Here is a 21213-nt window from a genome sequence, read left to right as displayed (position 1 = left end):
TTGAGCCTTTCGGCGGTTCCGCATCCCCCAATTTCGATGGTTCCATCATGGCAGCATCCACTTACACTGCCGTTGCGCGTATCTTACGGTTTTGTCGTTTAAGCGCCGGCCTTGGCGAGAAAGATGTCGGGGTCGAAATCCTCCCATGAGGCGATGAGGAAGTCGGCGCGCTCGAAGAGCTGGTCGCGGGTGCCGGAGATGTCGTTGTCGTAGATGGCGCCAGTGCGGTAGCCGGCCGCGCGCAGGGTGTCCAGGGCGTAAGCGGCATCTTCGAAAGCCCAGGTGTGGGCGCGATCAGTGCCGAGGAAGCTGCGGGCGTGGTCGTAAACAGCCGGCTCGCGTTTGCTCGTCTGCAGGTCGTCCACAGACACGACGGTCTTCATGTAGGGGGCGAACCCACAGCGTTCCACGCACGTGGCCAGCATGTCGGCCGGCGTGGACGAGGCTACCGCCATGGGCACGCCGCGCTCGTGCAGGGCCCGCACGAACTCCAAGGCACCCGGACGCGCCTCCACCTCGTTGGCGTAGAAGGCGCGCATGCGGTCGAAGATCATCTCGAGCACCGCCTCGTTGCTCTCGCCGAGACCGCATTGCTCATGTAAATAGGCGCTGGCCTCGGGCAGCGACATGGTGGTGATGGCTTCGGCGTCGGCCTCGGTCAGCGTGATGCCGGCCTCGGACGCCAGGGTGCGATCAACCTCATGCCACGCTCCCATGGAATCCACCAGCGTCCCATCGCAATCGAAAATGATGCCGATCACTTATTCCTCCACGCGGATGACGGAAGGCGTGTCCAGCACCACGTTGTCCAGGGCCAGGGCCTCTTCCAGAGCCTCGCGGATGTCGCGCTCGCGGCAGCGGTGGGTGACCACTACCTGGTCGACGCGCTCGGCACCGGAACGGCCGCGCTGCACGATGGACTTCACCGAGATGTTGTGACGCGCGAACACACCGGCCATGGTTTCCAGAACGCCCGGACGGTCGGTCACCGAGAAACGCAGGTAATAGCGCATGACCAGCTCGTCCATGGGCAGGATGGGCAGGTCATCGGTGCAGGTGCAGCCCACAATGGGAGCCACGCCCTGCTGAATGTGGCGCGCAACTTCCAGCACGTCGCCCATGACGGCACTAGCCGCGGCACCCGCGCCGGCGCCCTCGCCGAAGAACATGGTCTCGCCCACAAAGTCGCCCACCACGTAAATGGCGTTGAACACGCCGTTCACAGTGGCCAGCTGGTGGTTCGTCGGGATCATGGTGGGATGCACGCGTACATCGACCCCATCCTCGCGGCGATGGGCGATGGCCAGAAGCTTGATGACGTAGCCCATGTCGCGAGCAGCCTCGATATCCACCGGCGAGATATTCGTGATGCCGTCGGTAAAGACATCGTCCAAGGTCACGCGCGAGTTGAAGGCGATGGAAGCCAAGATGGCGATCTTCGCCGCCGCGTCGAAACCGCCCACGTCCGCCGTGGGATCGGCCTCGGCGAAGCCTTTCTGCTGCGCCTCGTGCAGGGCGTCCTCATAGGACAGCCCGTTGTCGGCCATGCGGGTGAGCATGTAGTTGGTGGTGCCGTTCACGATGCCCATGACCGAGGTGATCTCGTTGGCGATGAGCGAGTGCTTCAGCGGATCGATGATGGGAATGCCGCCGCCCACGGACGCCTCGAAGGCCAACTCCTTGCCAGCGGCCTCGGCGGCCTCCATGACCTCCTTGCCGTGGGTGGCCATGAGCGCCTTGTTGGCCGTGACCACGTTCTTGCCGGCGGCGAGCGCGTTCAGTACGACCGTGCGGGCGATGGTGGTGCCCCCGATGAGCTCCACCACGATATCGATCTCGGGATCGTTGATGATGTTGTTGAAGTTGTCGGTGAACAGGTGGCCGACCCCGTGGGCCTCGGCCTCGGACGGCGACAGCGAGCACACGCGCGCCAGCTCGATATCCACGCCGAAGTGGCGCAAAAAGTCGTCCTTGTGCTTCTGGATGATGTCGATGCACCCACCGCCGACGGTGCCGGTGCCCACCAAACCGATTTTCACTGCCATGTTACGTCCTCTCCCGAGCGCGAAAGTTCTCTGTGATCGGACGATTATACAAGCACCGCGAAGGAAGTCGTGCATCAGAGCGGGGAGAGGGCGGTTTCCCAGACCTCTGCGCGCCCCCTGAAGAACGCGGCCATTAAGAAACAGCTTCCACGTCAGCAGCAACGATGTCGGGATAATACCGACTTATGTGCGTTCCTTTCGCTGTTTCTTTTGCCGCATTCGGAAGGGGATAAAGCGCGCAGCGGGCTGGGAAACCGCCCTCTCCCCGCTCCACCATCAGCTTCTACGCGAAGATCTCTTTCTCAACCACCAGGTCATTCTTGATATGCCCCACGAGCTTCTGCAGCGCGTCGATGCAGTTGGGGCGGATATCGGCGCCGATGAGCACGTACATGAGCGAATCGCCCACCTCGCAGCGCCCCTCGTTCAGCCAGGTGCGCACATAGTAGACGCCGGGCCAGGTGAGCGCCTCGGCCTCGGCGGCGGCCAGACCCTCCGCATCATAGGAGAACTCGACGGCCACCACCTCGCCCAAGCCTTCCACGCCTTCGCGCACCTGGGCCTTCGGGGTGATACGCACCACGCCGTTGTGGGTGAGGAACATGCCGCACTGGGCCGCCGCCGGATCAGCCTTAGCCTCGCGCAGCCACTGATCAACGGAAGGTTCGGTCTTAGCCATCTCGCGTCCTTTCGTTCGGAGCTTTCCAAAGTAGAGCATTTCGCTCGACATTATCTGTCGCCGAGAATATACCACAGGAGCTGGAACCTCGGCCGCACGCCGCCATTCCCTCCCAATTATCACACGGAAGGCCGCCGATTTTAAGCGCTTGAAACAGAGCCTTGTTACCATAGGCGCCAGACCATGAGAGACCTGCGCCGCCGCAACGCGGCGCTGCAACACGCCGAGAAAGGACACGGCCATGAGCTTGCCCGCCTCAGACCTGACGAAGAAGCCCGATATGCGCACCACCATGGAGCTGGGCGCCGTGCTGCCCGAGACCGCCGAGGTGCGCGACGACCACCTGTTCATCGGCGGCGTCGACATGGTGGAGCTGGCTCGCAAGGAGGGCACCGCGCTCTACGTGTTCGACGAGGCCGACCTGCGCCACCGCATGGAAACTTACCGCGAGGCCTTCCGCAGCCGCTACGAGAACTCCGACATCATCTACGCGTCGAAGGCGTTTCTGAACAAGGAAGTGCTGCGCATCGCCGAGGCCGAGGGGCTGTGCCTGGATGTGTCCGGCGGCGGCGAGCTGGCCTGCGCCCGCTCGGTGGACTTCCCCATGGAGCGCGTGTTCGTCCACGGCAACAACAAGACGCCCCGCGAACTGGAAGAGGCCATCTCCGCCGGTGTGGGACGCATCGTGCTGGACAGCCGCATCGAGCTGGCCCGCGTGAACGAGATCGCCGGGCGCCTCGGCGTGGTGCAGGACGTGTACATGCGCATCACCCCCGGCGTAGAGGCCGACACCCACGAGTACATCCGCACCGGTTGCGAGGACTCGAAGTTCGGCTTCACCATGCGCGAGGACTTCGCCTTCAAGTGCGTCGGCGACGTGCTGGCCGCCGAGAACGTGCGCCTGGTGGGCCTGCACTGCCACATCGGCTCGCAGATCTTCGCGCTGCACTCCTTCCGCGAGGCGGCGGCGGTCATGGTGGAGTTCATGGCCCGCATCCGCGACACCTACGGCCACGAGATCACCGAGCTGGACTTGGGCGGCGGCTTGGGCATCGCGTATTTGGCCGAGCATCAGCCCTCTTCCATCGACGACTTCGCCGAGGTCACCTGCTCGGCGGTGCGCGATTTGTGCGCGCTGCACAACCTGCCGTTGCCGCGCCTTCTGGTGGAGCCGGGCCGCTCGCTGGTGGCCCCGGCCGGCGTCACGCTGTACACCGTGGGCATCTTGAAGACGCTGCCGGGCATCCGCAAGTACGTGGCCATCGACGGCGGCATGTCCGACAATATCCGCACGGCGCTCTACCACGCCGACTACGAGCCCACCATCGCCAACAAAGCCGGGCAACCCCGCGAGGAAATCGTCACCTTGTGCGGCAAGCACTGCGAGAGCGGCGACGCCGTGGTCATCGACATGCCCCTGCAGAAGGCCGACCTGGGAGATATCGTGTGCGTGTTCGGCACCGGCGCCTACAACATGACCATGGCCAGCAACTACAACGGCCAGCCCCGCCCGGCCGTGGTGTTCGTGCGCGACGGCGAGGCCCGCGTGGTCACTCGCCGCGAGACCTACGAGGACCTCTACCAGCGCGATCTGTAGGGCACCGGCTTCTTGTCGGTTTTATTGCGGCGGGTTGGCGGAACCGTAATAAGGAACTGTTCACACCCTGGCAACGAAACCAGCTTGCTAAGGTGAAGGCAATCGTGGAAAACGGCACCCACCCTCATGCCCATTTCCGCTCGTCCCTTGAGGCTCTGGGACTCGCCGTTGGCGCGAGGCCTTGCGCCGCACGTTCAGGATCGAGGCCAAGCCCTATGAATGCCATTTACCTGCGCAGCAGCGTCCGTCAGTACACCGACGAGCCGGTGGACATCCGAGATATCGAGAAGCTGATGCGCGCCGCCATGGCCGCCCCCTCCGCCGTGAACCAGCAGCCCTGGGAATTCTACATCGCGCGGGACGAGACCACCCGTCTGGCCCTGGCCGCCTCAAGCCCCTACGGCACGCCGGCCAAACTCGCCCCCTGCGTCATCGTGGCCTGCCAGCGCACCGAGGGCCTGCGCGCGCCGCAGGACGCCCCCTACGACATGAGCGCTTCCGTGGAGAACATCCTCATCGAGGCGGCCAACCTGGGCCTGGGCGCCGTGTGGCTCGGCATCGCGCCGGAGAAGGACCGTATGGCCGCCGTGGGCGTGGCCCTGGGCAGCCCGCGCGGCGTTACGCCCTTCGCGCTTATCGCCGTGGGCCATCCGGAGCACAAACCAGAGCCCAAAGGCCCCACGCGCTACGACGAGACGCGCGTGCACTGGATTTAGAATGCACCGTCATCTCAGCCGATGAGGGCGGACTAAAGTCCGCCCCTACGGAAGCGTTGACAGACTCGGCAGGACACGGCGCCGCAGGAGCATCGGTCAGGCGCCCTTGGCGCGACGCTGCTCGGCACGACGGGCGCTGTTGCGCTCGGCGGTGACGTCGCTGAAGGCGCGCGTGAGCCCGCGCAGGGCATTCAGCATGATCGTGCGGTCCTCCGCAGGCGCTCCCATCACGCCGTCGCGCAAAATCGCCCACTCGCGGCCGCCCTCGAAGAGTTGGGAGGCATCAGTGATGCCGGCCGCCTTCAAAGCGGCGAACAGCGCGTTCACCATGGCCTCGCGCTCGCTGCCATCCAGCGAGGCGAGCCAGCGATCCAGCGCCTCGGCGCGACGCTGCGTGCGCTCGGGAAGCTCGGGGAGCGTGGCGAAGGCCCTTGGTGCCTCGCGCATCCCGTCTGCATCCCGCACCTCGCCCGCATCGCGCGCACGTTCTGCATCGCGTGGCCCCGGCGCCCCATCCGCGCCTTCCACGACCCAGTGGAACACCGAGTGCTGCTCGAAGCCGCGGCCCGTGGCCTGCACCACGTTTGTCGGCATCGCCGATTCCATGAGGATGCCCACCATGGAATCGGCCGGCACCTGCTTGGTCATGCGGCCCGCAAGCGGCGCGTAGTCGGTCGCCGTGAACAAACCGGCCTTGAATCCGGGGCCGTCGTGGTTGTACAGGTGAGCAATGCGGCCTTGCACCTCCGGCGCCGCCGCGAGCGCCGCGTACTCGGCCAGGTTGCCGCCCTTGGAATGGCCGCCCAAAATGAGGGCCTCGGGCAGTCGCGGATCAGCGGCCACCGCCGCCAGATAGCGGGCCGCCAGCGCCTGGGCCTCGACCGGCGCCTGATAGGCCATGTTGAAGTCCTCGCGCCACCCGGTGAGCGTCGTGTCGGTGCCGCGAAAGCCCACGTAAGCGAAGCGCCCGGGGCACACGTAGGTTGTGGCGGCGAACTGCAAATCACGCACCTCGTCGAATGCGGCCGCATGATCGTAGATGAGCACGTCCCGAAAACGCGGACTCGCGGCCATCCAGAACAGCTGCTGCTTCATCTGCGCTGCGTGCATACCGGAAAACATCGCAGGAAACAACTCGGCTCGCATGAGATCGACGAACCGTACGGGAGCCACGGGGGCCTTCGCATCCTGCGCCACTTCCGCCCGATCGCGCTCGGCTGCCGCAGAAGGCTCCGCAGCACGCTCGCTCGCATGCCTGCGCAGCCGCCCGAGCAGACCGCGCAGCTCGCTTAAAGGCCCGCAGCCCTCACGTGCCTTCGAAGACGCAGTTTCCGAAGCCTCCCCGCTGTACACCTGCGGCATAATCCCCTCGCCGCGCACCATACAGAACTGCGCGAGCAGCGCCGAGTCCACGGCGTTGAAGGGCACCTCGTCGAAAGGGGCAAGTTGAGTTTGCAAGTATGTGAGCACATCGTTCATAGCTGCATTATGGGGCACCGCCCCCAGCCGCACGGTCGCCTCCCCCACCAGACACAGAGCCGTTGCCAAAGCTGCCTCGCATCACCATGACCCTCCCGCTTATCTTCCGCTACAATGACGCTGCAATTTCGTTCAAAACGCTTGGAAATCCCGCATCAGGAAGGTTCCCATGGCCACCGATACCACCTCCACTTCCCCGGCTTGCGCCTCGGACAGCAACGCCAACGCCCCCGCGTCGGCCACCGCGCCCCGCGAGCACTTCGCGAGCCGCCTCGGCTTCATCCTCATTTCGGCCGGCTGCGCCATCGGCCTGGGCAACGTGTGGCGCTTCCCCTACATCGCCGGCGAGTACGGCGGGGCGGCCTTCATTGTGCTTTACCTCATCTTCCTCGTCATCTTGGGACTGCCCGTCATGGTCATGGAGTTCGCCGTCGGCCGCGCCTCCCAGCGTTCGGCCGCCCAGGCCTTCGACATCCTGCAGCCCTCGCGGCGCTGGCACTGGTTCTCCTGGTGGGCTTACATCGGCTGCATGCTACTCATGATGTTCTACACCACCGTCTGCGGCTGGATGCTCGCTTACATGGCGAAAATGGCCACGGGCACCTTCGTCGGACTCGATCCCGATGGCGTCGCTGGCGTCTTCGGCACCATGCTCGCCAACCCCTCCGAGATGGTGGGCTGGATGCTCGCCGTGGTGGTCATCGGCTTTTTCGTCTGCAGCCTGGGCCTGCAGAAGGGCGTCGAGCGTATCACGAAAGTGATGATGATCGCCTTGCTCGGCGTCATGGCGCTGCTCGTGGTGCGCTCCGTCACGCTGCCCGGCGCCGACGCGGGCCTGGAGTTCTACCTGGTACCCGACTTCGGCAAGATGTTCGCCGGCGGCCTGGCCGGTTTCGGGGACGCGGTGTATGCGGCCATGGGCCAGGCGTTCTTCACGCTGTCGCTCGGCATCTCGGCCATGGAGGTCTTCGGCAGCCGTATCGGCAAGCAGAACTCGCTCACGGGCGAGGCCCTGCGCATCTGCGGCCTGGACACCGCCGTGGCCATCCTCGCGGGCCTCATCATCTTCCCCGCCTGCTTCGCTTTCGCCGTCGCCCCCGACCAGGGCCCCTCGCTCGTGTTCGTCACCCTGCCCAACGTGTTCAACCAGATGCCTTTGGGGCAGCTGTGGGGCACGCTGTTCTTCGTGTTCATGAGCTTCGCGGCGCTCTCCACCATCATCGCCGTCTTCGAGAACCTCATCACCTTCACCATGGAGAAATGGGATCTCGACCGCAAGCGCGCCTTGGCCCGCACCGCCGTGCTCGTCACCGTGCTGAGCCTGCCCTGCGCCCTGGGTTTCAACGTGCTTGCCGGCATCACTATTCCGGGCATCGGCGACATTCAATCCATCGAGGACTTCATCGTGTCGAACAACCTGCTGCCCTTGGGCAGTCTGCTGTACGTGGTGTTCTGCGTGTCGCGCAAAGGCTGGGGCTGGGACAACTTCCTTGCCGAGGCCGATGCGGGCACGGGCATGAAGTTCCCGCGCTGGGCCCGCGGCTGGCTCACCTTCGGGCTGCCCGCGCTCATTATCATCATCTTCATCATGGGCTACGTGCCCAAGATCATGATGTGGGCGGGTTTGGCGTAGCAGCTTGGCATAGCGGCGTGACGTAGTTCGGGGAATTCCCTAAGCGTCGCCGATTTCACCTCGACGTTGGCGAGCCCTTCCGCTATACTGCATTGGTGCCCCTGAGCCCGAGTGGTGGAACGGCAGACACGACGGTCTCAAAAACCGTTGCCGAAAGGTGTGCGGGTTCAAATCCCGCCTCGGGCACCATCGAAAATCAACGGCCCCGTCCCCTCGGGGCCGTTTTGCGCTCCCCTGTGGCCGATAGTCCTGCTCGCGCGAAATCGTCCGCGCTTCCTATGACCAGCTGCGCGATCCGTCCGAAACTGTTTCGCGCTCCTCTACAACCAACGCCACCGCACTAAACTCCATTTTGTAGATTTCGCAGAACACTCATCTAAACTAATCTGACGCCCTACACGCTAATGCAGTGCATTTTCGCAGGTCGCTGATCCAGTCAAAATCGCTCAGTCAGACGAGCAGCGGTTTTCCCGCGCTGCAGTGTCTGCAAAACGGAGTTTGGTGCATCAAATAGCCTCTTTCAGAAACCATACCCGAGCTTTCAAGCGCTCGTTCCATTTTCCGGCATTCCGCAGACAACGATTTTCTATAAACCAGCATTTTCCGTCATAGCTCTCGCACACGACATATCCGCACCGCTCTTTCACCTTATGAGCCCTCGCAGCGCCCTCTCGCGCGCTTGCCCTCGCGCGTCACGTTCACGCGTCACGCCCGCGCCGTCCCTCGCCCATAAACCACCTTTCTTCGCCCTCCCCGCTACGTCACCTTTCGACATGCTCTTCAGCGTGAAGCCGATCTGCCACTCTCGCCATGATGGGTATCGCCCCCCTGAATCGACAAGCAGCGAAGAAGCACACCGAAGTCGCTTCATCAACGTCGCGAAGGATAATCCCGATGAAAAGAGCGAACGTCCTGCCGCAGCTTCATATGCTTTTCAATCTGGCCTGGCCGCCATCCCCGAAACACCTTCCCTGCTTTTTGCGACACCTCACCCATAAGCGTTGAGAACTCACAGACATTCGCGAATTGCGAGGAGGTTATCGTCGTGACATCGATCCCCTCGGCCAAGAGGGCGTCGCGCCGACGCGAATCTCTGATTTGAGCCTCACGGCTCCCGTGGCTCTCACGTCCGTCGTACTCCACCACAGCACCTTTGTCCCACCAGCAAATGTCGCCCACCACGCTCTTCTGATGGGCGATGCGCTGGCCCTTCTCTCCCAAAGCGAAAGGCTCGTTAAGCCGCGCGGGAGGCAAGCCCAAGCCGCCGCGCCTCCGAGACGTCAGAGCAGCTATAGCCACTTCGGTCTCCATAATTGAAGCGGACTTCCTTCGTACTTGCAGCGCCGCAGAACGCGCCAGCTTCGCCGACCGCGCACCGCCCAGCTGCCCGGAGAACGCCACGAGACGCTCAGGGGTCGTCAGAGGACCGCGCACCTGAAACCCTGAACCCTCTCCAAGAGGATAGCAGCCGCACAGCTCATAGCCCAATGCAAGCAAAGCCCCGTATTCAAGTCGCGAGGCCATCTGCACGAAGACAAGTTCTGGCGCAGACACCCACACTTCGGGCACCATCTCAAGAAACGCATTACGGGGAAAGCGCAACTGACACTGGTGGCGTTGAATGCAGTTCGTGCTGCGCGCGCCGCGTTTTGTCCCAACAAGAATCTCAAGAGGCCTTCTCTCATTCTGCGCATCTTCGATAGTTTCCGCGAGCAGCGCTGACGGCAACGCGGACAAGGCCGCAACCACATCGGCCCACTTCGAGGCAGCGGCTTTTACAACTGATGAGGACGGCAGCGCATGGACGGGAAGGGGCAGGCCGTTCCGCTTGCTCGATGCATGAAAAGCCGACAGCGATACAGGATGCGCCAACGACCACGCACGCCAAAGACCCAAAGCGAGTGTATGACTAGGATAGATATTCATTCCGCTAGCATAACCGATCCGCAGATTGTACGTACGAGCAATATCGAAGAATCGATCTAGCCTCCATTCCTGAGGCCATCGCACATAATTCGACTCATACTGTCGCGCGTTATCGCTTGCCTTTTACGCGCAGACATCGCGATTTCAAGGGCATCCCCAGGAAAGCGATCCTCAGTGCCACCAAAACCCTTGGGCAAAAGGCGCTATGCCGCCAATAGCGACTCTCCGAGCTTCTCGCAAGCCAAAAATTCTGCATCAAACTCCGTTATGCAGATTCATGAGTCCTGCCGGAAAGACAGGAGCCGGTTTCGGAAGCCTTTTTCTGACAAACCTAGCCTTACGTTCGAGTTGTTTGGGCTGCTTTAGCGCGAGCTTTCGAAACCGGCAATCTACCTAACGGAGTTTGGTGCAAAAAAACAGTCTGCTTGGAAACCGGGACATATCGCCGGTCACCCTAGGCCGCCTCGAGATGAAACCGCCCGGAAACGCAGCAGGACTACAGGGCTAATACGATACCCATGGCTGGGCGCTCTTGCGAATGCGATCCCAACGCCTCAATAGCCGTACTCCAACCTGCAATGCCCCCATAGGGCCCTTTGTTTACGAAGAGAGGCTTATGCCGCCTTGCGTATCTTCTAGCTAACCGCCAAAAAAGGAGGCTGCGGCGGAGAGCTTGGATCAAGAACGAAGTTCAAGGAGGAAGCTAAACCGTCGGGTGATAGTAGATGTACATATCCTCGTAGACGTCGTCTTTGTTGCAGAAGCCTCCGGGAATCATGCCAATGCGCGCGAACCCTAGGCTCTCGTAAAGCGACCGGGCCCGCTCGTTGCTCGCCACTACGGCGTTGAACTGCAGACCACGAAACCCACAGGCGGCCGCCTGGCGCAGACAGTCTTCCACAAGCAAGCGCCCGATGCCCTCGCCGCGGCTGGCCCCCGCCACGGCAAAGCTCGCGTTGGCAACGTGGCCGCACCGCCCGATATTGTTGGGATGCAGGATGTACAACCCGCAGATGCGCCCACCCACAGTAGCCACCGCCGCATGGGACTGCTCGGCGAAGAAGGCTCGCGCCTCCTCCAGCGTCAGCGACTTGGTCTGTGGAAAGGCGTTGCCCGCCTCCACGACCTCGTTCCAGATCTCCGCCATCGCCGGCAAGTCTTCCTCCCGGTAGGGACGAGTGACCTTCAAGGCGAATGTATCCAGTGCGCTCATAGCGCCAATTCCTTTCTGCATAAAGAAAGGCTCCCTTGCGGAAGCCTTTCTCGGAGCAAACCTCAGAAGCGGACTAAATGTCGGCCAGGGTGAAGTCCTTCTCGCCGGCAAAGACGGCCAGGGCGTCGGCCACGGCCCAGTCGGCCAAGGTGATGGCGGAGATGGCCTTGGTCAGGCGCACCGCCTCGTCCAGGGAGCGCTGGTGAATGTTGCGACCCGTGGCGTTACCGTCGGCACCGCCCACGTGAATCTGGTCATACAGCTGGGTGAGGAAGGTCTCGGCATCCACGGTGGAGCCACCCGCGCACACGAGGCCCGTGCGGCCGGCGGCGGTGGAGGCCACCTTCAGGGCCTCGGCCGGAGTGCGGCCGTCCTCGGGCTTCGGCGGGTTCACCTTCACGAAGTCGGCGCCAAGGCAGAGAGCCACGCCGGCGGCACCGGCGATGAGGTCGGGATCCTTCTCGGCGGTCACGGCCTTGCCGCGAGGGTAGATCCACAGCACGACGATGAGGCCGTTGGCATGGGCCTGGGCGATGAGCTCGCCCGCCTCGGCCATCATGGTGGCCTCGTACTCGGAGCCGAGGTAGATCGTGTAGCCGAGGCCCACGATGTTCACGCCGGCCTCCTTCATGGCCAGCACGGCGTCCAAATCGTACAGCTGCGGGGAGTAGGGATCCTCCTGCTTGGTGCCGACGAGGTTGGTCTTGGAGTTCATCTTGATGAGGTAGTTGATCTCCGGGTAGTCGGCCGCGTACTGGGCCACCAGCCCGCGCTGGCCGGCGAGCACGCCGCACACGCCCTCGGAGCCGATCTTGAACAGATGCTCCGGATCGAGATCGGCGATGTCGATGCCCTCGCCGTAGAAGTCCTTGTTCAGGTGCTCGATCTTCTGATCGCAGGCGAACAGCATGAGACGGCCGGTCTCGCGCGTGGCCTTCAGGTAGTTGGTGATGTACTCGTCACGGGCCTCGGGCATGACGTCGGCGGGAACGCGCACCTCTTCCCGGGTGATCTTCGGCATGGGTTTCCTCCTAGAGAGTCGTTAGAGTCGTTGCAATAACGCGCTTATTGTACAGAAACAAAGCCTGACCGCGCCTTCTTTCACAAAGAAAGTAGGCGCAGAACCTCTCGTTGCGCCCAAGCGCTGGCACGGAGGCGGCGCGGCACGGATTACTTCTCGGAGCCGTTCGACTTTTTGGTCACGCGTCCGTATACGACAAGCGCCACGATGGCCACAGCGGCGGTCACGGCGAAGATGATGACCGATTCCACGATATTGCCCGACACAAGCCCCGCTGCCGCGTAGGTGGAAAGCACGATGCCGGGAATGCGGGCGAAGTTCGAGATGAGCACGAAGTTCTTCATGGACATGTGCGTGAGCGGCGTGATGTAGGTGAACACGTCCTTGGGCAGCCCCGGAATGAGGAACAGGATGAACACGATGACGTTGAACTTGTCGGAGGTCTCCCAATCGCGGAACTTGCCCATGTACTTCTCGGGCACCATGGCCTGGACGAACGGGGCGCCCAACTTGTGCACCAGCACGAAGATGAACGAGCTCGAGATAATGCAGCCGAGCCAGATGATGAGCGCGCCCACCCAAGGCCCGTAAATCATACCGGCGGCCACCTGGACTACCTCGCCAGGGATGAAGGCCACGACGATCTGAAGGAACTGGATTGCCAGCAGAATGAGGAAGCCCCAGGGGCCGGCGTTGCGGATGTCGGAGGTGACGCGGTCGACACCGCCGGGCTCGAACAGCTCGTGGATCATGGGCCAGACGAGCACGACCACCACGATCATGATGACGAAGAACGCGATGAGCCCCACGAACTTGAAGATGTCCGCCGCAGGCATCGGATGCCCGGCGACCGACTTCTCCTCGTGGGCCTTCGCCTCGAGCTTCTCGAGCCGTTCGGAATGGTGGTGGTTGTTCGGGTGCTTTTCCATGGCTTCCAGTCTAATGCAGCCGCCCCACGACGGGGGCGGCTTTCAGGAACTCTTTACCTTAGTGACGAAATCGTAAGCCGCAGGCCCGCGGCGCGCAGGTCGGCGCCTCGGCGCCCAAAACGTCGGCGCCCAGCGCCCGCCCACAGCGCGCGGCCTAGTCGTCTTCCTTGCGAGCCTTGTCGTACTCCTCCTTGAAGGCGGAGAACATGCCGCTGGCGCGCTTGATCTGGCGGCCCGTGGCGTAGGCCCCCTTGTTCACAGCTTTGCCCGCAGCCTTGGTGGCAGTGGACACGGCCGGCTTCACGGCCTCTACGGTCTCGCGGGCGCGGTCGGCCACCACGGCCGTGGCCTCGCCGGCCTTCGCGGCCAGGCCACCCTCGACGGCAAGCTCGGCCACCTCGTCGGACACGAGGATGGCGCCCAAAATCGGCTCTTCCCCCTCGTCCTGCCCGTTCACGGAAAGCGCCGTGCCGATGCCGCGCTTGAAGCCGCGGATGAGGTGCCCGGGGATCTCGCGAACGCCGAGCAGCGCGTTGGCCGTGGCCCCCTGGGTCACCGTGAGCGAGCGCACCTCGCCGGTCTTCGGATCGAAGGACACGTCGCCCACCGTGCCGTACACGGTGCCGTCCTCGCCTATGACGGGCAGCCCCGCCCACAGCACGCAGTCATCGTAGTTCACGCCCATGGCCTTGCAGGCGCCTTTGCCCGTGGCTTCGGGGGCCTGGGACACCACGATACGGCCGTCCACCACGTCGTAGCCGTTATAGGCCACGAACACGTCCTTGCGGCGGAACATCCACAGCAAGTCGGGGCGTTTCACGATGAAGCCGACAAAGCGGCGCTGGGTGGGGTGGAACACGCAGTGGCGCACCTTCCCGAGCCGCTTTACCGCCTCAGGTTTCTTCGGCGTGCTCTTGTCGAGAAGCACGCGCTTTCCAACGATCTCGCCCGTGGTGCCGTATCGCTTGGCCATGATTTACTTCTCGTCCTTCTTGCCCTCGGCGGCCTTCGCCACCTCGCCGGCGGCTTCCTTCACCTCGGCGGCCGTCTCCTTGGCGCCTTCCTCGGCCGTGGCGGCGGCATCCTTGGCGGCTTCCTTGGCCGTCTCGGCGACGTCCTTGACGATCTCGGCGGCGTCGGCGTCGGCATCGGCGTTCTTGGCCACCTGATCGGCAATGCGCTGACGGGCGGCTTCGATCTTGTCGCGCAGCTCGTCGCCCTTCTCGTTGATCGTCGGGGAGATGTTGCTGGCGGCCTCCTGGATGGTGGCGGCCACATCGGCCCCGCGAGCGGCGGCCTCGGAGGCGATCTCCTGGCCACGGGCCGTCACGTTGTTCACGACCTCGGCACCCTTGGTGGCCGCTTCCTGGTAGATGTGCTGGGCCCCGGCGGCGGCGGAATCGCCCCACTGCTGGGCGTTGCCCGCGAACTCGCCGGCTTTGTCAGCCACCATGGCGCGCGTCTCGGCGCCAGAACGGGGCGCGGCCAGCAGAGCTGCAACGGCGCCAACGACGCCACCGATGAGGAACATTCCGAATTTGTTGGCCATAACTGCCTCCTTTATCGACAGAGTATCAGGTTCGCCCATTATAGGCGGAGAGCCCCGCGCGGGGGCTCTCGCTGCTCATTGCTCACCTTACGGTAAACAAGTTGTAATTCGTCATAGATGAGGAAATCTCTCAGAGAAAACCTCAGTCCGTGCGAACCTAGAAACAGGCACCGCGGGCGTAGGCCTCGTTCACGAGCGTGTCGAGCACCGCGGGCAGCGACAGCCCCGCCGCCGCGCAGGCCATGGGGAACAGGGAGCGCTCGGTCATGCCCGGGGACACGTCCACCTCGAAGCAGCGGGCCGCGCCGCCGTCCCAGATGAGGTCGACGCGCCCGAGATCGCGCACGCTGTAGGCGCGGTAGACTTCCAGCGCCGCCCGCTCGATTTCCGCGCGGATTGCCTGGGCATCGGCCGCGTTGGGGGAAAGCGACTCGTCGCGCACGGGGCAGAAGAACTCCACAGCGTCGTCGGCCATGCGGGCCGCCGCGTCGTAAAAGCCCTCGCGAGCCACAATCTCTACCGGCGGCAGCGCGTGGGCGTCCCAGCCGGTGCCGAGGATGGACACGGAAAGCTCCACGCCATCGACCCACTGCTCGATGTTCACGGCCTCGTCGTAGGACAGCGCATCGAGCACCGCCTCGCCCAGCTCCTCCTGGCTTTTCACCTTGTGCACGCCCAGGGCGCTGCCGCCGTGGGCCGGCTTCACGCAGACTGGATACCCGCCGATGACGCGGTCGGCCACCATATCGAGCGCCGTGGCCGCACCCATGCCCTTGAAAGCATCGCGCGCCAGGTAGACACCCTGGGGCCAGGACGCGCAGCCCTCCTCGCCAGTCAGGTCGCGGTACTTCGCCAGCGACGAGTGCAGGGCGTCCTTGTTCCAAGCGCGATGGCAGACGCTCGCCGGCGAGCCCACGAACGGGATGCCGAGGAACTCCAGCAGGCTTTGGATGGTGCCGTCCTCGCCGTGCTTGCCGTGCAGGGCGTTGTACACCACATCGGGCCGCTCGCTGCGCAGCGTGGGAACCAGATCGGCGTTGGTGTCCAGGGGCACCACCTTGTGGCCGGCCTCTTCCAGCGCCTCGCACACCACCTTGCCGGAGGCCAGCGACACCTCGCGCTCGAAGGACTTGCCTCCCATGAGCACTGCAACTTTCATACACGTCTCCTTTGTTGTTGAAACTCCTCGGGGGCGGCCTTTATTCTGCCGCGGCTTCCTGCGCCTCGGTCACCTTCTCCTCGGCGATCTCGATCTGCTCGGCATCGCCTTCGCGGGCCTGCATGACCGCTTCCTCGTTCTGCTCGGAATCGACGATGACGTCCTTCCAAGAAGTGGCATTCTCGTCCATGGCTGCATCCTTTCTGTCGTAGCCGGGCAGCGCGCCGGCCTCAATGAACACGCGGTAGAGTTCGAGGCGCTCCTCGATCACCTTCGCCAGGCGTCGGATGGCCTCGGTGATGGATTCGGGCGTCTCGAAGCTGAAGTTCACGCGCATGGAGTTGCGCCCGGTTTTGCCATCGGGGAAGAACGAATTCCCCGGCACATAGGTTACGCCCGACTCCAGCGCTTCGGCAAGCATCGAATCGGTATCCATATAGTCCGGCAGCGTAATCCAGAGAAACATGCCGCCGGCCGGATGCGTCCAGGTGGCCTCGGGCGGGAAGAACTCGTCGAGGGCCGCCAGCATGGCGTCGCGGCGCTCCTTGTACAGCGCGATGAACTTCTGCAGCGTGCGCTGCCAGGCGACATCGGCAAAGTAGTGCTGCACGACCAGCTGGTCGAAGGCGCTGCCGCACAAATCGGCACCCTGCTTCACCAGGTTGATGCGGGCGAGCACGGCCTCAGGCGCGGCAATCCAGCCCGTGCGCAGCCCCGGCCCCAGCATCTTCGAAATCGTGCCCAGGTAAATGACCGAATCGTCCATGGCCTTCAGGGGCACCTGGTGGCCGCCGTCGTAGCGGAGACGGCCGTAAGGATCGTCTTCCACCACCATGAAGTTGTACTCATGGGCCAGCTCGAGCAGGCGGCGCCGGCGCTCGGCCGTCATGGTGACGCCGCCGGGGTTCTGGAAATTCGGGATGGTGTAGCAGAACTTCAGGCGCGGGTTGTCCTTGCCGATGCGCTTGAGTTCCTCTTCCAGGAGATCCATGCGCATGCCGTCCTCGTCGAAGGGGATCGCGCGCACATCGGGCTCGAAGGCGGAGAAGGCCTGCAGCGCCCCCAGATAGGTGGGGCCCTCGGTAATGATGATGTCGTCGGGGTCGATGAAAGCCTCGGCGATGAGCGTTAGGGCCTGCTGGGCGCCCGTGGTGACGAGCACCTGGTCGGCCTTCACGCGGATGCCCAGATCGCGCATCATGTCGGCGAGCACCGCGCGCAGCCCGGCGAGCCCGTCGGTGGGGCCGTACTGCAGCGATACTGCGCGGGCCTCGGGGCTCTCAATGGCGGCCAGCGTGGCGCGGCGAATGTCCTCCTCGGGCAGAAGCGACACAGCGGGCATGCCGCCCGACAGCGAGATTACATCGTCGCGCGTAGCGGCGGCGAACAGGTTGCGCACGGCCGACGGGCGCATCTTGCGCACGCGTCGGGCGATCTTGTCGCCGGTGGTGTCGAAGGTGATGTGAGCTGACGACATCTTATTCAACCGTCCCTTCCAGAAGCGCCAAGGCGTCCTTCAGGGCGCCCAATGCGATGAGGTCATCGGTAAAGTTTACTGTAACACGGGCCAAACCGTCCCGCTTCGAGAGCCATTCCGTCGTACCTACAAACGTGGCATCGGAGGCGCAAGCGGGGTTCGCAGCCTGCAAATCGATGACCAGATGCTCCAGCGCGTGAGGCAGCGACGTGCGGGCGAGCACCTCGGCAAAGGGGGCGTCCTCGTCATTCAAGCAGGTGTGGAAGGCGAGGGAGGGGCGCGCGGCAAGCAGCCGATCGGCGCCGCACGTGCCCAAAGAGGCATCCGCGCCCTCGGGCACGCGCACGAGCAGGGCCATGCGATCGCGCTCGAAGGCAATGCGCTCGACGGCGAGCCTAGGCACGGTCGTCAGCTTTGTCCGAGGTGTCGGGGGCCGGCGTGGCATCGGCCTTGTCGGGCTCTGCGCCGCCGTCGTCGTTGCCGGATTTCGAGCCATCACCGGTGTCGGCCTTGGCATCTTCGCCAGCCGTGGCCTCGGGCGTGTCAGTCGCCTCGGGAAGCGACGGCGTCCCCGTGGGCGTGCGGGAAAGCAGCGTGACGCCCCGGGCCGCCTCCCCCGGAGCCAGCACGCGCCCCTGAGCGGACTCGGTCAGCGCGCGCAGCGTCCAGGTGATATCGTCGCCCAAGGTGTCGGCCGCCGAGAAGTCGCCATCCACCAGAGCCAGCTGATTGCGATCGAGCGAGAACCGGTAGCGACCGCCGCCTTTCAAGTTGCCGAAGGACAGCTCGAAGGTCTTGTCCTGGTCGTTCAGCGCGTAGCGGTAGGACACGTCATCGGTCAGTTGGATGCGATCCTCGGTGATGGCAATGGGCGCGGTCGTGCCGGCCAAGTACCAGGTGCCGGTGAAATCGGCCGCATCGTCCTCGGAGAACCAGCGGAGCCACGCGAATCCGCCCGCCGCCGCACCGACAAGCAGCACGACAACGATAACTACGGACACCACCGCCACCCGCACCGGATGGCGGCGCTTGCGAGAAGGAGCGCTGGAGCGGCCTTCTCTCCCCTTCCGCACCTCGCGACCGGCGTCGCCTTCGCCGGACGGCGCCGCGCGACGAGACGACGGCTTCTGCGCCGTGGCGGCTGTCGTCGCAGCGGAGCGGAAACGACCCTCGGCAGGCGGCCGGCCGCCGGAACCGGTCGGCGCGCCCGCCGCCGGCGACTGCTCTTCCATGGCTCTTTAGACCTCTTCCGGCCCGATCACCGTCTTGCCGCCCATATAGGGAACGAGCACCTCGGGCACCGTGATGGTGCCGTCGGGATTCTGGTAGTTCTCGATGACGGCGGCCATGGTGCGGCCCACAGCCAGACCCGACCCGTTCAGGGTGTACACGAAGCGGCTGCCCTTGAAGTTGGCCGGGTCGCGGTACTTGATGTTGGCGCGACGGGCCTGGAAGTCGGTGCAGCAGCTGCAGGAGGAGATCTCCTTGTAGGCGCCGTAGCTGGGCAGCCACACTTCCACGTCGTAGGTCTTCGCGGAGGAGAACCCGATGTCACCGGTGCACAGGCTGATGACGCGATAGGGCAGCTTCAGCTGCTGCAGGATGTTCTCGGCGTCTTCCACCATGGATTCCAGCTCGTCGAAACCGGTCTCGGGGGTGGCGAACTTCACCATCTCCACCTTGGAGAACTGGTGCACGCGAATGATGCCGCGGGTGTCGCGGCCCGCACTTCCCGCCTCCTCGCGGAAGCAGGGCGTGAAGGCGCAGTAGTGCAGCGGCAACGAATCGGCGTCGAGCACTTCCCCGGCATGCAGGTTCGTCAGCTGCACCTCGGCCGTGGGAATGAGGTAGAGGCCCTCGGTGGTATGGAAGAGGTCCTCCTCGAACTTCGGCAGCTGGCCCGTGCCCGTGAGCGTGGCGGCGTTGGCAAGCGCCGGCACCCACCACTCCTTGTAGCCGCGGGAGGTGTGCTGATCCAGCATGAAGGCGATGAGCGCGCGCTCGAGGCGGGCGCCGGCACCGCCGAGCACGTAGAAGCGGCTCTCGGCCAGCTTCACACCGCGCTCGAAGTCGATGATGTTGAGGGCCGGCCCCAGATCCCAGTGGGCCTGGGCCGTAAAGCCCTCGGCGGCGAAGTCGCGCGGGGTGCCCCAGCGACGCACCTCCGGGTTGTCGTCCTCATCCTCGCCCACCGGCGTGGTGGCATCCGTGAGGTTCGGGATGGCCATCATGAGCGCCTCCATGGCCGCATCCGCCTCCTCGCGGACGGCACTGGCAGCTTCCAGCTGCTCGTTGATGGCGCGCACCGACTCTTTCGCGGCCTCAGCTTCCTCGCGCTTGCCCGCGGCCATGAGGGAGCCGATCTCCTTGGAGATGCGATTGCGGTCGGTCTGCAGCGCCTCCTCGGCGGCGATGGCCGCGCGACGCGCCTCGTCGAGGGCCGTGAACTCATCGGCGTCGAAGGAGGCATGGCGGTTGGCCATGTTCTCGGCCACTTCGTCAAGATGGTCACGTACGTATTTGGCATCAAGCATGGGAAGTCCTTCGTCTTCAGGGTTGCTTTAGCGAGTTGCCCCAGTATATCGCAAGGAATAATCCGTGCCGACCAACTCGCGAGAATACGGTAAATTTCTGGGCCGCTGGGAGACAGAAGGCGCGAATGTCACCCCAAGGCCGGCACCGCTTCCGCGCCTCACGGCATCCCTGTCGACCAGACCTTGCGCATCATCTGCACAAACCGTCGGAGAGGCGAGGATCGCTCACTCCTCACCGCGCGGCACCTCCCGGGCCGCATCGAGGCACAGCTGCACGAATTCATTGAAGGAGGGCTTGCGCGAGTCGGTTCGATAGATCAGGTACACCGGATAGCTGTTCTTCTCCGCCGCCAGAGGACGTCCGCCCAAAGGCGACGTCACAGGCAACGCAGCGCCTCCCTGGGCATTTCCGAACACGAACTCGTCCTCTGCCAGCAAAAAGGGCACACTGCCGAATTCGTCCACCTCCCGCACCCGATAACGCGGCTCGCAGCCATTGCGGCGGAAGACGTCAACGGCCCCATCGAACGTGGCCCGAAGCTGCGGGCTGGTCGGGCAGAGAAGACGCTGGCTCGACAGATCTTCCAAGGTGACCCTCTCGCAACCATTGAGGGGGCTGTCGCCGGAAAAGTACACCGCCAAGGGGAACTCGGCCAGCAGCTGGCACGCGCAGCCGTCGGGCAAGAGGCTCGGTTCGCGAAAGACGATTCCCGCATCGGACTCGCCGGAGAAAACAGAGGCGTCGATGGGAATCGCCCGATTTTGGAAGAAGCAGGGCATGGGCAATTCGGGATGACGGCCGTGAAACTGCGAAACAGCGTGATGAACCAGATTGCCCCACAGGCTCGACGAAGCGAAAACCATGTTGATCACGATGGCCTCCTGGGAGCGCTTGGCCATGTCTCGACATTGGGCGATGACCTTGTCGTAATCAGCGATGAGCTTCTCAGTGGCTGCGATGAAGTACTGACCTTCCGGGGTGAGCGCCATGGGAAAACGGGTGAAGAGCTTGAACCCCAGCTCCCGTTCGAGATTCGCTATATGCCGCGTGAGCGTCGGTTGGGAAATATGAAGCAATGCGGAGGCAACGTTGAAATTCAGCGATTTCGCCAGGACAACCGCCTCTCGAAATCGATCGAAGATCGTCTCGCTTCTTGAAAGGTCGTCTTTTGGAGCCATAATTCCTCCCCCTTCCCCAGGTACCGCACCTATCTTACCACATTTTTCCAGCCTCACTCACGGCAATGCAATACTTA

19 protein-coding genes and 1 tRNA gene are annotated in these 21213 nt (G+C 63.8%); 4 read left to right on the top strand and 16 right to left on the bottom strand.

Translation table 11 applies throughout. The features are described from left to right. Nucleotides 1-98: 98 nt before the first annotated feature. The 3 genes from NE591_RS00460 to NE591_RS00450 form a co-directional block, all read right to left on the bottom strand. Nucleotides 99-761: an HAD family phosphatase gene (locus NE591_RS00460; RefSeq protein ID WP_256156178.1), complete on the bottom strand. Its 663-nt coding sequence runs from the start codon at nucleotides 759-761 to the stop codon at nucleotides 99-101. Beyond that, nucleotides 762-2045: a homoserine dehydrogenase gene (locus NE591_RS00455; protein ID WP_022741052.1), complete on the bottom strand. Its 1284-nt coding sequence runs from the start codon at nucleotides 2043-2045 to the stop codon at nucleotides 762-764. Nucleotides 2046-2328: 283 nt separating this feature from the next. Beyond that, entirely contained in the window at nucleotides 2329-2724 is a 396-nt protein-coding gene (locus NE591_RS00450; RefSeq protein ID WP_237974203.1) for a molybdenum cofactor biosynthesis protein MoaE, read from the bottom strand. Between the two features lie 241 nt (nucleotides 2725-2965). Between NE591_RS00450 and lysA the strand changes: the two genes are divergently transcribed. Continuing rightward, on the top strand, nucleotides 2966-4321 hold the full coding sequence (lysA, locus tag NE591_RS00445) for a diaminopimelate decarboxylase (RefSeq protein ID WP_256156177.1): 1356 nt from the start codon (nucleotides 2966-2968) through the stop codon (nucleotides 4319-4321). A gap of 215 nt (nucleotides 4322-4536) precedes the next feature. Continuing rightward, a complete protein-coding gene (locus NE591_RS00440; RefSeq protein ID WP_256156176.1) occupies nucleotides 4537-5037 on the top strand; it encodes a nitroreductase family protein in 501 nt (166 codons plus the stop codon). A 96-nt stretch (nucleotides 5038-5133) separates the two neighbouring features. Here NE591_RS00440 and NE591_RS00435 read toward each other — a convergent pair whose 3' ends face one another. Beyond that, a complete protein-coding gene (locus tag NE591_RS00435) occupies nucleotides 5134-6585 on the bottom strand; it encodes an Mbeg1-like protein (RefSeq protein ID WP_256156175.1) in 1452 nt (483 codons plus the stop codon). A 100-nt stretch (nucleotides 6586-6685) separates the two neighbouring features. Here NE591_RS00435 and NE591_RS00430 point away from each other — a divergent pair, with 100 nt between their 5' ends. Further along, a complete protein-coding gene (locus NE591_RS00430) occupies nucleotides 6686-8149 on the top strand; it encodes a sodium-dependent transporter (protein ID WP_256156174.1) in 1464 nt (487 codons plus the stop codon). A 105-nt stretch (nucleotides 8150-8254) separates the two neighbouring features. Continuing rightward, nucleotides 8255-8338: transfer RNA gene (locus NE591_RS00425), tRNA-Leu, on the top strand. A 681-nt stretch (nucleotides 8339-9019) separates the two neighbouring features. On the opposite strand, the gene NE591_RS00420 is transcribed toward NE591_RS00425, so the two are convergent. The 12 genes from NE591_RS00420 to NE591_RS00365 all read right to left on the bottom strand — a co-directional run bounded on the left by NE591_RS00420 (nucleotide 9020) and on the right by NE591_RS00365 (nucleotide 21136). Beyond that, complete coding sequence (locus NE591_RS00420; RefSeq protein WP_147270662.1) at nucleotides 9020-10075, bottom strand: hypothetical protein; 1056 nt, start codon at nucleotides 10073-10075, stop codon at nucleotides 9020-9022. Nucleotides 10076-10778: 703 nt separating this feature from the next. Beyond that, nucleotides 10779-11288, bottom strand: a complete 510-nt coding sequence (locus NE591_RS00415; RefSeq protein WP_114549186.1) for a GNAT family N-acetyltransferase — start codon at nucleotides 11286-11288, stop codon at nucleotides 10779-10781. 73 nt (nucleotides 11289-11361) lie between these two features. Continuing rightward, complete coding sequence (locus NE591_RS00410; protein WP_114549187.1) at nucleotides 11362-12309, bottom strand: aldolase; 948 nt, start codon at nucleotides 12307-12309, stop codon at nucleotides 11362-11364. A 149-nt stretch (nucleotides 12310-12458) separates the two neighbouring features. Further along, entirely contained in the window at nucleotides 12459-13238 is a 780-nt protein-coding gene (locus tag NE591_RS00405) for a TVP38/TMEM64 family protein (protein WP_114540410.1), read from the bottom strand. A gap of 154 nt (nucleotides 13239-13392) precedes the next feature. Then, nucleotides 13393-14211: a PRC-barrel domain-containing protein gene (locus NE591_RS00400; RefSeq protein WP_114549188.1), complete on the bottom strand. Its 819-nt coding sequence runs from the start codon at nucleotides 14209-14211 to the stop codon at nucleotides 13393-13395. A gap of 3 nt (nucleotides 14212-14214) precedes the next feature. Beyond that, on the bottom strand, nucleotides 14215-14787 hold the full coding sequence (locus NE591_RS00395) for a YtxH domain-containing protein (RefSeq protein WP_114549189.1): 573 nt from the start codon (nucleotides 14785-14787) through the stop codon (nucleotides 14215-14217). A gap of 157 nt (nucleotides 14788-14944) precedes the next feature. Then, complete coding sequence (locus NE591_RS00390) at nucleotides 14945-15946, bottom strand: D-alanine--D-alanine ligase (protein WP_114549190.1); 1002 nt, start codon at nucleotides 15944-15946, stop codon at nucleotides 14945-14947. Nucleotides 15947-15986: 40 nt separating this feature from the next. Beyond that, nucleotides 15987-17423: a PLP-dependent aminotransferase family protein gene (locus tag NE591_RS00385; RefSeq protein WP_022741101.1), complete on the bottom strand. Its 1437-nt coding sequence runs from the start codon at nucleotides 17421-17423 to the stop codon at nucleotides 15987-15989. A gap of 1 nt (nucleotide 17424) precedes the next feature. Beyond that, on the bottom strand, nucleotides 17425-17826 hold the full coding sequence (locus NE591_RS00380; protein WP_114540407.1) for a hypothetical protein: 402 nt from the start codon (nucleotides 17824-17826) through the stop codon (nucleotides 17425-17427). Beyond that, nucleotides 17819-18655: a hypothetical protein gene (locus NE591_RS00375; protein WP_237974208.1), complete on the bottom strand. Its 837-nt coding sequence runs from the start codon at nucleotides 18653-18655 to the stop codon at nucleotides 17819-17821. The genes NE591_RS00380 and NE591_RS00375 overlap by 8 nt, the downstream gene beginning before the upstream one ends. A gap of 6 nt (nucleotides 18656-18661) precedes the next feature. Then, complete coding sequence (gene serS, locus NE591_RS00370; RefSeq protein WP_256156173.1) at nucleotides 18662-19957, bottom strand: serine--tRNA ligase; 1296 nt, start codon at nucleotides 19955-19957, stop codon at nucleotides 18662-18664. A gap of 225 nt (nucleotides 19958-20182) precedes the next feature. Then, nucleotides 20183-21136 (bottom strand): LysR family transcriptional regulator, encoded by a 954-nt coding sequence (locus NE591_RS00365; RefSeq protein ID WP_256156172.1) that lies wholly within the window; start codon nucleotides 21134-21136, stop codon nucleotides 20183-20185. Nucleotides 21137-21213 lie beyond the last annotated feature (77 nt).

Origin of the sequence: Adlercreutzia sp. DFI.6.23 (genome assembly GCF_024462535.1) — a bacterium.
Lineage (GTDB): Bacteria > Actinomycetota > Coriobacteriia > Coriobacteriales > Eggerthellaceae > Adlercreutzia > Adlercreutzia rubneri.
Note: the sequence above shows the minus strand (reverse complement) of the source record. Positions and strands in the feature narration are given on the sequence as shown.